9 protein-coding genes and 1 pseudogene are annotated in these 13,956 nt (G+C 60.3%); 5 read left to right on the top strand and 5 right to left on the bottom strand.

Annotation, left to right across the window (positions count from 1 at the left end):
* Positions 1-148 precede the first annotated feature (148 nt).
* Positions 149-787 (top strand): annotated as a pseudogene (locus ACN0YJ_RS03545) (IS6 family transposase).
* Between the two features lie 223 nt (positions 788-1,010).
* On the opposite strand, the gene ACN0YJ_RS03540 reads toward ACN0YJ_RS03545, so the two are convergent.
* From ACN0YJ_RS03540 to ACN0YJ_RS03530, 3 genes are all read right to left on the bottom strand, one after another.
* Complete coding sequence (locus ACN0YJ_RS03540; RefSeq protein WP_417495361.1) at positions 1,011-2,606, bottom strand: BCCT family transporter; 1,596 nt, start codon at positions 2,604-2,606, stop codon at positions 1,011-1,013.
* 9 nt (positions 2,607-2,615) lie between these two features.
* Entirely contained in the window at positions 2,616-4,607 is a 1,992-nt protein-coding gene (locus ACN0YJ_RS03535) for a sulfotransferase (RefSeq protein ID WP_417495360.1), read from the bottom strand.
* Positions 4,608-4,693: 86 nt separating this feature from the next.
* Entirely contained in the window at positions 4,694-7,276 is a 2,583-nt protein-coding gene (locus ACN0YJ_RS03530) for a TonB-dependent receptor (protein ID WP_417476772.1), read from the bottom strand.
* Between the two features lie 322 nt (positions 7,277-7,598).
* On the opposite strand from ACN0YJ_RS03530, the gene ACN0YJ_RS03525 reads away from it, so the two are divergent.
* Positions 7,599-8,105: a MarR family winged helix-turn-helix transcriptional regulator gene (locus ACN0YJ_RS03525; protein ID WP_417476773.1), complete on the top strand. Its 507-nt coding sequence runs from the start codon at positions 7,599-7,601 to the stop codon at positions 8,103-8,105.
* A 141-nt stretch (positions 8,106-8,246) separates the two neighbouring features.
* On the top strand, positions 8,247-9,437 hold the full coding sequence (locus tag ACN0YJ_RS03520; RefSeq protein WP_417476774.1) for an NnrS family protein: 1,191 nt from the start codon (positions 8,247-8,249) through the stop codon (positions 9,435-9,437).
* Here the strand turns inward: ACN0YJ_RS03520 and ACN0YJ_RS03515 are convergent.
* Together ACN0YJ_RS03515 and ACN0YJ_RS03510 are read right to left on the bottom strand one after the other, a co-directional pair.
* Complete coding sequence (locus ACN0YJ_RS03515; RefSeq protein WP_417495359.1) at positions 9,427-9,993, bottom strand: molybdenum cofactor guanylyltransferase; 567 nt, start codon at positions 9,991-9,993, stop codon at positions 9,427-9,429. The two genes, ACN0YJ_RS03520 and ACN0YJ_RS03515, sit on opposite strands and share 11 nt — an antisense overlap.
* A complete protein-coding gene (locus tag ACN0YJ_RS03510; protein ID WP_417495358.1) occupies positions 9,977-10,651 on the bottom strand; it encodes a helix-turn-helix domain-containing protein in 675 nt (224 codons plus the stop codon). The genes ACN0YJ_RS03515 and ACN0YJ_RS03510 overlap by 17 nt, the downstream gene beginning before the upstream one ends.
* A gap of 269 nt (positions 10,652-10,920) precedes the next feature.
* Here ACN0YJ_RS03510 and ACN0YJ_RS03505 point away from each other — a divergent pair, with 269 nt between their 5' ends.
* A complete protein-coding gene (locus tag ACN0YJ_RS03505) occupies positions 10,921-12,246 on the top strand; it encodes an MFS transporter (protein ID WP_417495357.1) in 1,326 nt (441 codons plus the stop codon).
* Between the two features lie 93 nt (positions 12,247-12,339).
* Complete coding sequence (locus ACN0YJ_RS03500) at positions 12,340-13,947, top strand: antiporter (RefSeq protein WP_417495356.1); 1,608 nt, start codon at positions 12,340-12,342, stop codon at positions 13,945-13,947.
* Positions 13,948-13,956 lie beyond the last annotated feature (9 nt).

The raw sequence follows: 13,956 nt of genomic DNA, 5'->3' as shown, positions 1-13,956 counted from the left end.
CTATCCCGCAACACGCGGCGCGACCCACTGACCGGCACTGTCAGAGGAAAATGGGATTGAGCCGGCAGGCCTGGTTTCGTAGCTTTTGCCGGTGCGCAATCCGTTCCGGTACTTCAAGACGTCGCCTGAGATCATCCGCCTGGCGGTGATGATGTATGTTCGTTTTCCGCTCTCGCTGCGGAACGTGGAAGACCTGCTCCATGAGTGCGGCATCGATATTACCCACGAGACGGTGCGGTTCTGGTGGAACAGGTTTGGCCCGCTCTTCGCAAGGTCGATCCGCAAGCGCCGTGTTCAAGACGGATGCTATTCGAACTGGCCGTGGAATCTCGACGAGGTTTTTGTGAAGATCAATGGTGAACTTCATTACCTCTGGCGCGCTGTCGATCACGAAGGCGAAGTGCTCTAAGCGTTCGTTACCAAACGTCGAGACCGCAAGGCAGCATTGAAGTTTCTGCGCAAGGCGATGAAGCGATTTGGCCGTCCGGAAATGGTCGTCACCGACAAATTGCGCAGCTACAAATCCGCGCTTCGGAAGCTCGGAAATGCAAACCGCCAGAAGACCGGGAGGTGGCTCAACAATCGAGCTGAAAACTCGCATCAGCCCTTGCGGCGCCGGGAGAAAATCATGACCCGGTTTCGGTGAATGCGAAGCCTGCAAAAGTTCGCCGCCACCCAGTCATCGATCTACAATCACTTCAACCTCGAACGCCACCTCTACTCACGATCCGATTTCAAGGAAAGCCGCGCCACCGCCCTCGACGAATGGCGTCAACTGGCGGCCTGAATCAGCCTCGACCCTGGGCTTTCGAGACCGATCCGGTTTAGTCTGACACCACCAGTCAAGCAGAACCGATCCGCGGCCCTGGCCGAATGGCGCCAGCTTGGCGTCTGAATTTGGTGATTGCGCCGGCTTTCGAGGCCCGTTCGCGGTTGTCTGACAGCACCTCGACAAGAGCAGGGCGTGCATCATGCGTCGAAGTATCTGAGTCTCCCATTGTGTATGGATACTAGCTGACTGCGGCGGCATGTTCGCCCTCCGCCTTGCGCAGGGCGCGCGAGTCCGCTGACAGGCCTTTCCATAGACTGACGCAGCAGACCAGTAGAACGATCGTAAAGGGCAGGCCAACGGCGATGGTGCCGGCTTGCAGCGCCGTGAGCGCCTGCGCTCCGCCCCCATATAGCAGGACAATGGCAATGAGCCCCTCGATACAGGCCCAGAAAATGCGCTGGGGCACCGGGGCGTGGAGTTTGCCGCCGGCGGTGATGCTGTCGACAACCAGCGAGCCCGAGTCTGACGATGTCACGAAAAAGATCAGGACCAGAATGACCGCCATCATCGAGGCGATCTGGTTGAAGGGCAGGTTCTGGAGCATATGAAACAGGACGAGCGAGACCTCATCGATCCCGTTCGCCAGCTCGCCAACGCCGGTTTCCGCCTGCAGGAGCGCAATTTCGCCGAAAGTTGAAAACCAGGCGATGGTGACCAGGAGCGGTACGAAGATCACGCAAAACAGGAATTGCCGCACAGTGCGGCCCTTCGAGATGCGGGCGATGAACATGCCGACAAATGGCGACCAGGAAATCCACCAGGCCCAGTAGAAAATCGTCCAGCCATGAAACCATTCCGTGTCGTCGCGGCCGATCCAGTTGGACAGGGGGATGAAGTCGCGGACATAGTTGATCGTATTGTCCCAGAAGCCGCCCAGGATGAGCAGGGTTGGCCCGACGGCGAAGACGAAGACCATGAAGAGCGCGGCCATCGCCATGTTGATATTGGACAATACCTTCACGCCGCCATCGAGACCGCGCACCACCGAGATGGTTGCGATCAGCGTGATGAAGGCGATGATGCCGATCTGAAGGCCGATCCCGGCCTGGAACCCGAACAAATAGTCCAAACCGCTGGATATCTGCTGTGCGCCGAGGCCCAGTGAGGTGGCCAGGCCGAACAGGGTCGCGATCACCGCCAGCAAGTCGATGACATGCCCGGGCCAACCCCAGACCCGGTCTCCGAGCAGCGGGTAGAAGGCCGAGCGCACGGTGAGCGGCAATCCCTTGGAGAAGGCGAAATAGGCCAGCGCCAGCCCCATTATCGCATAGATCGACCAGGCATTCAGGCCCCAGTGAAACATGGTCGCGCTCAGCGCCAGATCGTGTGCGGCCGGAGTTTCAGGCTCGACCCCGAGCGGAGTGCCAAACCAGTTCGTGTAATAGGCCAGCGGCTCGGCCGCCCCCCAGAACATCAGGCCGATCCCGATCCCGGCCGAGAATAGCATGGCGAGCCAGGACTTGGTCGAGAAATCCGGCCGAGCCTCGCGGCCGCCGATCCGCAAGCGCCCGAGCGGCGAAAGCATGACGAAGAGTGCGAACAGGAAAACGATGTTCACGGTCGATACGAAAAGCCAGTCGAAAGTCTCCAGAACCCAGGCCCGCGAAGCGAGCAGAACGCTCGATGCCGATTGCGGAAAGGCCAGTGTCAGGCCGATGAATGAGACGACCAGCACTGCCGCGATGAAGAACACCGGATTGTGAACGTCCAGGCCCAGCACTTCGACATTGTCTTCGCCGGTCTTGTGCGACGTTCTGTAAAATCTCCGGGGCATCCTGTCTCCTCAGACTTCGGCGAGTTCAGTTCCCAGAGCCACTTTCAGCGGCTCCAGCCAGGGTTCGAAATGACGCCATTGGGCGACGCCCTGCTTGTAAATCGGTTGGCGCACCTGCTCTGAAGAGGCGGTGCGTACAGCGCGCTTGGTATGGTGAAAATCGATACAGCCCGGTTCAAAGGGCAGGCCGCAGAATTCCAGAATGCGCCGCACCTGGGCATCGACGTCATCGACGACATCCTCATGGTGGACGCGCAGGATCTGGCCGGGCAGGACTGTGTCCCAATGCTCCATCAAGCGGACATAGGCCTTGTAATAGCGGCCGATTTCCTCGAGCCCGTAGGTGAATTCCTGGCCCTCGGCGAATAATTGCTTGAAGCCGGAGAAGCAGCACGCCATCGCGCCCCGCCGGGCATCGATGATTTTCGCATTCGGCAGGATCAGCTTGATCAGACCGATGTGCCGGAAATTATTCGGCATCTTGTCGGTGAAGAACGGCGCGCCCTGACGGTGGATCCGAGTATTGTCGAGATAGTCCTCGCCGAGTGCGCGCAGTTTGCCGGCGTCGAGATCATGCAGGACCCGCGGGTAGAAGGTCCGGTCGCTGACCCGCTTGCGGCCGCGCAGGCGATGCGAGAGGGCGAGGATATTGGGCAGTTCCAGCGTGCCATCGACCTGGCTGTGCGAGGCGAGGATCTGTTCGATCAGGGTTGAGCCAGCGCGTGGCAATCCGACGATGAAGATCGGATCGGGTGCCGGGCAGCCCTTGCCGGCCTGTTTCTCGAACAAGTCCGGTGTGCAGATGCTGGCCTGGGCGGCCAGCTCTTCTTCCATTTGATCCGACTTGTAGCGGGTCTGGGCGCGTTTGAGGTCATTGCCGCGCTCGTAATACTGAAATGCGGCCGCGTAATCCTTGCGGTCCTCGAAGGCTTTTCCCAAGGCAAAACAGAGATAGACCCGGTCTTGAAAACCCAGATCAGCTGCCGCTTCCTGTGACCGCAACCTGGCCAGTTCATCATCGGAAAAGTGATAAGTCTTGAGATTGGCGAGCGCGTACCAGGCATCGCCCTGATCAGGTTTGACCCGCGCCGCCGACTGATAAGAAGCGACCGCCTCATCCTGCTGGCCCAGCGTCTTCAGGGCATGACCGCGCGAGGTCAGGGTGGCCGGGTCCTCCGGCAAGGCTTGAAGTATCGTCTCGAACAGGGCCAGCGCCTTGTCAAAGTCACCCGTCTGCATCGATTCAATCGCCAGATGGGACTGGAATAGCGGATTGTCCGGCTCGCGATCATGCAGCGCCCTGGCCTGCGTCAGCGCGGCCTCGAACTTCTGCCGCTTGCGTAGCACATCAATAAAGTCGAGCCTGAGCTGAATATTCTCGGGCTCGAGTTCTAGCGCGGTCTCGAGCAGGAAATCGGCATCTTCAAGCACGCCGAAACGCTTTCCGATTTCTGCCAGCAGGCGCATGCCTTCGATATTGTGCGGGTTTTTCTGCATATAGGCCCGGCAGAGTTGCTCGGCTTTCAGCAGTTTGCCTTCGTAGAGAAGATGGGTGACGGCGACGAGATCCTTGGGCAAGTCCTCCAGACGCCGGGCCTGGGCCTCAACCTGTTCGGCCTCGGCGCCGCGTCCCAGTGACCGCAATGACGCGGCCTGGGCTTTCCAGCTGGCCAGCAGGGCAGGATTGAACTGGCAAGCCCGCTGATAAGCCAGCAGTGCGCGTTCGGTATTGCCGCTGTCGCGGTGCAGATGCCCCTCTTCCTGATAGGCGCGGCCAAAATCCGGCGCCATTTGCTTGAGGGCTGCGAGATCGGCGGCGGCCGCCGGAACGTCTTTCAGATAGCGATGGCAAACGGCGCGCATATAACGCGCTTCGACCGAGTCCGGGTCGGAATGAATCGCGTCATCCAGCAGGGTGACAGCCTCGTGAAACGCGCCCGCATACATGCGGGCCTGCACGGCCTGCAGCAAATCGGACTGGGTTTCAGTTTCGTCGGGCAAATTGGTATCCGTGGATAGAACCGGGCGTCCCGCAAGATCACAGGACGCCCAGTCTAGATATTAGCTGAGTTCAGCCAAGTGTGGGTTTAGTATTGAACCCGCACCCGCATACCCCATGTCCGCGGACGGGCGACGGTGACCCGCTCCCGGTCATAGACAAAGTTATTGCTCAGCTGGGCGCGCTCGTCGGTCAGATTGTTGACGAAGGCCTCGATGCTCCAGCCATCGCTGGTCAGGCCGGTCGAGAAGCTGGCCATGGTGTAGGCATCGAGCTCAATCTTGTTGATCTCGATCACGTCACTGACGGAGTCGCCGGAATAGATCAGCTGCGGCATGACGTGTGCCGTCAGACCATTATCCAGCTCCCATTCATAACGAGCCCGGATATTGCCCTGGAAGCCCGGCGCAAAAGCCAGTTCCGAGCCGACGAGAACATCATCGGTGGGCGTGAGGACTTCCGTGATCTCGGTGTCGAGCATCGAGAATGCGCCGGTGACCGTGAGGCCTGGAATGTCCATCGGTGCCCAGGTGACATCGCCCTCAAAGCCGCGGATTTCGGCATTGGCCGCATTGTCCGAGAAGAAGAGATTGACGATCGAGGGATCGAAAATCGTGGTCTGAAGGTTTTCAACATCGACGAAGAAGACATTGCCGTTGAAGCGCAACTGATTGTCGGCCAGATCAAGCTTCCAGCCCAATTCGTAATTGGTCACCTCGTCGCTTTCGAGCGCAAAGGGGACGGTGTACCCGCCCGGACCGGCGGCGCCGCCGGGGCGATTGAGCAGGCCGGGGCGGAAGCCCTCGGAATAGGTGGCGTAGAACAGCATGCCATCGCGCGGCGTCCATTGACCGGTCGCCTTGAAGATGAAGCCATCTGTGCGCGCTGCGTCCGGAGCGGCGAGGGCCGCAGCCACCGATGCCGGAATGCCGGCGGCATTCGGATCGGTATAGGTGATGTGATCCGCCGTGTTGCAGGAACCGCGGAATGTCACGGCGCCATCGCCATTATACAGGTCGGAGATATCGGTCCCGAAGGCATTGGCGTCTGGCTGGAAGCCGTTGCAGAAGGACGCATTCGCGCTGCCCTCCAGATCGACTTCGATGTCGTAATAGCGCGTTCCCACGGTGATCGAGAACTGGTCGTTCAGATCGAAGCTGGCTTCACCGAACACACCCGATTGAACATCGGTTCTCAGGACGTCATTGCGGAAGATGACGCCGGCCGGGAATGGACCCGGGTCGGAAGTATATCCGGTTGTGAAGGGGTAGTTGGGTGAGAAACCGGTCTGGCCAAACAGCACGGCATTGACTGAACCCGGATAGGTGAAGTCATTGCGCTCGGCCAGTTCCAGCTCGCTGTAAAAACCGCCGAATGTTGCGCGGAACCGGCGGTCTTCCGGCGTGTTGAAGCGGAGTTCCTGCGTGAAGACCGTGGTGTCGGTGGTTGAGTCCACGAACAGGTTTGGTGCCTGGCACGTGCCCGCTGGCGCGCCGCCAGGATAGGAAACCGAGCCGTCACAGATATAGTAGGGCAGATACTGGCCGACGAAGAGATAGTCGGAATAGTCGACCCGCTGATTGGTCTGGCGGTCGGTATAGGCGCCCGTGTAAACCGCATCGAGCATGCCAAGGCGGCCTTCCAGCGTCCAGGACGTGTTGTGGAAGGAATCTTCCATCTCATCCTGCTCAAAGCGCTGGATTTCCAGATCGCCGAGCGTCGGGTCAGCGAAGAAGACGCCATCGCTGTCCAGATCCTGGCGCGTATGCGCTACGCGCAGGCTGAAGTCGGAGCTGATGTCCCACAGGCCGCTGATACGGAAGCCCTGATAGGTTGTGTCATTGAAGTCGTCCTCGACCAGTGCGGAATTGTCCGCGTCGATGAATGTGACGCCTGACAGATCGGCTCCGGCCTGGAAACCTTCGCGGTTGGCGCTGACAGGCACACCGTTCGGGCGGACCGTCCCGGCGGCGCGGAAGCGCGCGCTTTCACTTGCATTGCGGGTTCCTGCGACATTGTCGATATAGCCACCCTGGCTGTCGTAATAGACAACGCCGCGCAGGGCGAAATTCTCTGAAACCGGCAGGTTGAGGACGGCTTCGACATTGCTGCTCATTTCACCATTCTCGGTGAAGGAGGTTCCAAAGCTCGCGGACGCCTCGAACTCGCCGATGACCGGTGTATTGGTGATCATGCGGACTGTGCCGGCCTGCGAGCTGGCACCATAGAGTGTGCCTTGTGGTCCGGGCAGGACTTCGACGCGATTGATGTCGGCGGCATAGACATCGAGGTTCCGGCCGGGCTGACCCAGTGGCTGCTCATCCAGATAGAAGGCGACATTGGGAGCGAGGCCGGCAACGCCGGCTGTCGTCAAATTCGGGGTCGTCGAAGCAAGGCCGCGGATGTAAATCGTGTTCTGGCCGGGGCCGGAACCGCCAGCGGTGACGCCGGGGAGTTGTTGCAGATAGTCGGTGAAAACATTCACGCGCAGTTCTTCGAGCGTGCTTTCCCCCATCGCGTTGACCGCGATCGGAATCGACTGGGTGCTGGCTTCCCGCTTTGTCGCGGTCACCGTGATGGTATCGACTTGCGCCGCGGCAATGCCGGTCGCAACGGTCGCAAGCAGGGCGGAGGACAAAATGGTCGTTGTAAGCGCGCACTTTTTGAGCATGGCTCTCAGTTCCCTCGTGATTTTTCTGATTTGAACTCTTTAGGCGATCCGCCATGAAATGGCCATATGTACATAGATGTCTAACAATTGTCTGGGGAGGCGCTCCTGCGTTCGCCACAGTCGTGTGATCCAGATATGCGTTAGATTCCCGCAAGATACCGCTTCAGTGGCATTTTTGAGACGAAATTTTACGATAATTTCGACGCAGGTTCACCAGCTGAAGTGTTCTGAAATTTCGTTCTCTAACGATCATAAAGACGAGTTGCGAGCCCGAGAAACGCGGTTAGATTTATGGTCTGGCGGCGGGTGATGGAGACACCGGATGGGCAGGCAAGATGATGTGCTGATCGCCGTGCGCCGGATCGTGCGCGCCGTTGACCTCCATTCGAAAAAGCTGATGAAGGCCAGCGGGCTGACATCGTCTCAACGGATCGTCCTGCAAACGCTTGTCCAGAAGGGTTCGGTAACGCCTGGCGTCATCGCGCGGGAGGTCTCGCTCAGCCAGCCGACAGTGACGGTGATCCTTGACCGGCTCGAGCAACGCGGCCTGATTTCCCGGCAGCGCAGCCAGACAGACCGCCGAAGTGTCCATATCGAGATCAATGATGCGGGCCGCCAATGCCTGGCTGACGCGCCGCCGGCATTGCAATCCGGTTTCTTGAGATCATTTGGTGAGCTCGCCGACTGGGAGCAGCAAATGCTGATCGCATCGCTTCAGCGGCTCGCGGAATTGATGAGTGCGGAAGATGTCGATGCGGCTCCGATTCTCGACGTTGGTGATGTGCGTCGTACAGGGGCCGGAGAAACCGGGTCCGACCGGCCCGCCTGAATTACGGGTCGGAAGGGGGATGCGGGCATGCTGCGCCCTGGCGGCGTGATATTCGCTCCGTGACAATGCGTCTCATCGGCATCGAAGTGGTTTGGGGTAGGCTTGAGAAATATCAAGTTCACCCGGATCAGAGACACGACCATGGAACGACCTGCCGACCGCGGCGCGCAACGGCGCGCTGCACCACCCGTCCTGCAAAATGCTTTCCGGCCCTTCTTTCTGGCGGGGGCATTCTGGGCTGCGGCACTGGTGCCGCTCTGGGTCTGGGAATTCGCTGGCGGCGGGTCTGGCCCGGTGCCATCCATGGGGCTCACGGGCCACGCCCATGAAATGCTCTACGGCTATCTTGCCGCCATTATCTGCGGGTTTTCCCTGACAGCCATCCCCAACTGGACAGGTCGCGCACCGGTCGCCGGCATGGGGCTGGCGGCGTTGTTCGGATTGTGGGTCATCGGTCGGGTCGCCGTGTTGGCGTTTGACGGCGTCGTCGCCGTCATGGTCGACCTCGCCTTTCTGTTTGTCCTGGCTGCGGTCGCTTTCCGGGAGGTGGTGGCCGGGAAAAACTGGCGCAATCTTCCCGTGGTTGGATTGCTCAGCCTGTTCGCGCTGTCCCATCTTCTGTTTCACTTTCCGGATCACTATCTGGTCGCGATCAGAGGCACGTTTGCGGTCGCAGCCCTGCTGATCGCCCTGATCGGCGGCCGGATCGTTCCAAGCTTCACCCGCAACTGGCTCGCATCGGTCGCCAGCCCGCACACAGCCACGATGCCTGGCCCGATGAAGGTCTATGACAAAATGTCCCTTGGTGTGCTGGTACTGGCCCTGCTGAGCTGGACCATCGCACCGGCCTATTTGGCTACGGGGGGCGTGCTATTGCTGGCCGGGGTGATGCAAGCAGTGCGACTGGCACGTTGGAAAGGGCAGGCGACCCTTGCCGAACCGCTCGTCTGGTCGCTGCATGCCGGATATGCGTGGCTCCCGATTGCGGTCGGCCTGATCGGGGCTGGGATCGCCTGGCCTGCTCTCATTCCTGCTTCCGCCGGCCTGCACGCCTTGGCGGCCGGTCTGATCGGCACCATGACGCTCGCTGTAATGACGCGTGCGAGCCTGGGTCATACCGGGCGCCCGCGAAAGGCCGACTGGGTGACGACGCTGATCTATATTCTGGCGCATCTCGGGGCGGTTCTCCGCGTGTGCGCCGCATTGCATGGGAATGACACGCTCCTGCTGGCTGCCGGAGCGACGCTGTGGAGTGGAGCATTCCTGCTGTTCTGTATCGGGTATGCGCCGATGTTGTTCGGATCGAAGCCGACGAGGCCCGTTAGCGGTTAGTCGCGTCCAGTCCGGCGAGGGCCTCCGGCGTATTGATATTGCTGAACGGGTCTGTCGGGCCGGCCTCTTCTGGCGCGGTCGCGAGGGGCTTGGCGTTCAGCGTGGTGAGCAAGCGCTTGATGGAGTGGATGTCATCGCTGATCAGCGTGCAGCAGGCTTCGACCGGAATTAGTGCCGGCAAGGGGTGATCCTGCCAGTAGCGTGCCTCGCTTGGGCGGGCACCGAGCAGGGGGGTGAGCTGTGCGGGGCTCAAAAGCGGCATATCAACCGGTATGACCAGCAATTGGTCGTATTGTCCGCGCAACAGACCGGCCGCATCAAGTATGGCGCGTGCCGGACCGGCATGGGGCACGCTGTCCGGCAGACCATCGGGTTGATCCGGGCGTCCGCCGACATGAATCGCGTCGAGTCCGGCGTTTCGCAGCAGGGTGCGTGCGCGCGACAGCAGGGTTTTGCCCTCCCACATCAGGGAGGCCTTGTCCTGGCCCATCCGGATCGACTGGCCACCGGCAAGGATCAATCCGGCGATCCGGCCCATATCAACAGCTCGGATCATCAATCAGCGGGGATGGTTTGGCGTAGCGGATGAGCCGCTCTGTGTCTTCAATCGTGATCTGGCGGCCATCAACCGTCACGCCATGCGCCTGCAGGGCCCCGAAGGCCCGGGACAGGTTCTCGGGCGTCATGCCCAGCATGGAGGCCAGGTGACGCTTGCCGATTTGCAATTCCATCACATTGGCGCCACCCGTGCGCGATTGCATGCGCAAGAGGTAATTGGCGACGCGTTCGACCGAGGTGCGGAGCTTGAGATTCTTCATCGATTTGACGACGGCGCGGTAGCAACTCGCCAGTTCGGTGACGATGGCCCGTGCGAATTTGTCATCCTCCGCGAAGGCCTGACGGACATCACCCGATGGCACCAGCAATATCTGGCTGGCCTCAAGCGTCCGGCCCGACATGAGATAGGGCGCGTCCTTGATCGTCGCGGCCAGAATGAAGGTCGAGACCGGGCGCACCAGGGCCATCGTCGTCTCGCGGCCATTGGCGGTCGAGAAAAGCTCAACGCAGCCATCCACAACGATATAGAGAAAGTCGGCCGACTCGCCCTCCGTTATCAATTCGATCTGTGCGGGGAAGCGTTGCAGATAGGCGGCGCTGATCAGGCGTTCAAAAACCGCAGCATCCATGTCCTGGAACAGGGACAGTGCGCGCACTGATTCGCAATCTTGTGGTCTCATGGAGGCTCCGGGGCTATGCCCGCAAATCCTATAATGTTTCTTTGACAAACATCAACCGGAACGCTCGATTCAGGCAAGTCGATGGCCGAATATTATTTGGCCCGAATGGCAATTTCATCATATTCTTACAAATAGTTGCGGCGTTCTGACGCGCGTCGCGCTGCCCGGTTGTGGAGAGGGGCTGGGCCTCGTATTGACAGTCCTGCAGTGCAACCACCCGGGGCGGGTGAGACGGGGACTGAGCTATGAATTCGCTTGAAGGCGTAACGCGCGGCCAACAAAACCAGGCATTGGGCATGACGACGATCGCCTTTACCGCCTGTTTCGCGGTCTGGACGATATTCTCCATTATCGGCATCAGCATCAAGCAGGAGCTCGGCCTGTCCGAGACCGAGTTTGGGCTGCTGGTTGCCACCCCGGTGTTGACCGGTTCGATCAGCCGGGTCTTTCTCGGCATTCTGACCGAACAATATGGCGGCCGGCTGATCTTCCCGATCCAGATGCTGACCACGGCCTTTGCGACCGTGTTGTTGTCGCAAGCCAATACCTACCCACTCTTCCTCCTTGCAGCGCTCGGCGTTGGGCTGGCTGGCGGATCATTCATCATTGGCGTCGCCTATGTCTCTCGCTGGTATGAGGCGAAGAACCAGGGCACGGCACTCGGAATCTTTGGCGCCGGCAATGTTGGCGCTGCTGTCACCAATTTCGGCGCCCCCTTCCTCGTGGTCGCGTTCGGCTGGCAACAGACGGCACTGATCTATGCGGCTGTGCTGACAGCCCTCGCAGTCCTGTTCTGGATTTTTGCCAAGGATGACCCGGCTCTGGTGGAGCGGCGCAAGACCGGCGCAAAGCCGGCCTCGGCCCTGATGCAGCTGGAACCCTTGCGCGACCCGCGGGTCTGGCGTTTCGCAACCTATTATTTCTTCGTCTTCGGCGCCTTCGTCGCGCTCGCCTCCTGGCTGCCGCGCTATTATGTCGGTGCCTACGGGCTCGAGCTCCAGACCGCGGGCATGCTGGCTGCGGCCTACTCGCTGCCCGGCTCCGTCTTCCGCGCGCTCGGTGGCTGGATGTCCGACAAATACGGCGCCCGCGCGGTGATGTATCTCACCTTCATCGTCTCGCTCATCTGCCTCTTCATTCTGAGCTATCCGGCGACTCACTACATCGTCGACGGCATCCAGGGCCCGATCGAATTCAGTCTCGCGACCAGCGTGCCGGTCTTCGCGGTCCTCACGATCGCCCTTGGCTTCGTGATGTCGCTCGGCAAGGCCGCCGTCTACAAGCACATTCCGGTCTACTACCCCCACCATGTTGGTGGCGTCGGCGGACTGGTCGGCATGATCGGTGGACTGGGCGGCTTCGTCCTCCCGATCTCCTTCGGCATCGTCAATGACCTGACCGGCATCTGGACCAGTTGTTTCATGCTGATGTTTGTTCTCGTCGCCGTCTCGCTGGTCTGGATGCACGTCGCCATCCGCCGGCAAGAGCACCGCAAATTCCCGACCCTGGCCGATGAGACATCCCTCTCCGACCTGCCGGATACCCCAATTCCCGCCTCGGCCCAGCGCTGAGACGGGGCCGGACTTCACCGTGGCCACTTCTCTCCCCGGGAACACAGGCGGTGAAGTCCGGTACCAACCACAAGACCAATCAAGGAGCCCCTTATGGGCAAGGACCTGAAGAACTGGAATCCGGAAGACCCGGCGCAATGGGAAACGACCGGCAAGGTCATCGCCGCCCGCAATTTGTGGATCTCGATCCCGGCCCTGTTGTGCGGCTTCGCTGTCTGGCTCTACTGGGGCATCATCACGGTCCAGATGATCAATCTGGATTATGGATTTACCCAGGCCGAGCTGTTTACCCTGACGGCCATCGCGGGTCTGTCCGGTGCGACCTTGAGAATTCCGTCGACCTTCTTCATACGGCTGGCCGGTGGCCGTAACACCATCTTTCTGACAACTGCACTCCTGCTGCTCCCCTCCGCGGGTACTGCCGTTATCCTGCAGAACCCCGATGCTCCCCTCTGGCAGTTCCAGCTGATGGCGCTCCTGTCCGGCTTTGGCGGCGGCAATTTCGCCAGCTCGATGTCGAATATCAGTTTCTTCTTCCCGAAAAAGGTCCAGGGCTACTCGCTGGGCATGAATGCCGGGCTCGGCAATTTCGGCGTCACAACCATGCAGATCCTGATCCCGCTGGTGATGACTGTCGGCATGTTCGGTGGCACCTCGCTGGTGCTGCAAAACACTTCCGGAACCCTGATCGGCCGTATTCCGGCCGGGACCGAGACCTTCCTGCACAATGCCGGCTTCATCTGGGTGGCGATCCTGATCCCGGTCGTGATCGCGACCTGGGTCGGCATGAATAATATCCGCGATGAATATGTGTCGCCGAATATCGGCTCCCCGATCGCCGCCTTTGCGAAGATTCTCGGCATGCTGGCGATCGGTCTGGTGATGGCGGCGGCCGGCCTGTGGCTGATGCTGCCGGAAAATGCCGGTGGTTCAGGCTGGAATGTCTCGAAATGGCTGGTCCTGCCCGGCGTGGTCGCGGCGACAGTGTTTGCGCTGAAACTCATACCCGGGCCGATCCATGACAGCCTTGAGCGTCAGTACAAGATCTTCAACAACAAGCACACCTGGGCGATGACCGTCATCTACACGATGACTTTCGGTTCCTTCATCGGTTTCAGCGCCGCTTTCGGCTTGGCAATCAAGGTCATCTTCGGTTTCCAGCACATCATGGTCGATGGGGTGATGACCCACACCACAGTCAATGCCGACGGACCCAGCGCCCTGATGTTCGCATGGACGGGGCCCTTCATCGGCGCCCTGATCCGGCCGGTCGGTGGCATGATCGCCGACAAGCTCGGCGGTGCCCTGGTGACCCAGATCGTCTCTGTCGTGATGGTGGCCGCGGCCATTGGCGTCGCCCTGTGCATGAAGCTCGCCTATGGCTCGGAGACGCCGGAAGAGTTCTTCGTCCCCTTCCTGATCCTGTTCCTGATCCTGTTTGCGGCCACCGGCATCGGCAATGGCTCGACCTTCCGCACCATCGCCGTCGTGTTTGACCGCGAACAGACCGGACCGGTTCTCGGCTGGGCCTCGGCGGTCGCCGCCTATGGCGCCTTCATTATCCCGCAAGTGCTGGGCGAGCAGATCCGCGCCACCACGCCGGAAATCGCCCTGTACGGTTTTGCCGTCTTTTACGCAGTCTGTATTCTTCTCAACTGGTGGTTCTACCTGCGCCCCGGCGCTTACGTGAAAAACCCATAGGAGGCCCTG

This window comes from Maricaulis sp., from assembly GCF_048270095.1.
Taxonomy (GTDB): domain Bacteria; phylum Pseudomonadota; class Alphaproteobacteria; order Caulobacterales; family Maricaulaceae; genus Maricaulis.
This window is presented reverse-complemented; position numbering and strand designations above follow the sequence as displayed.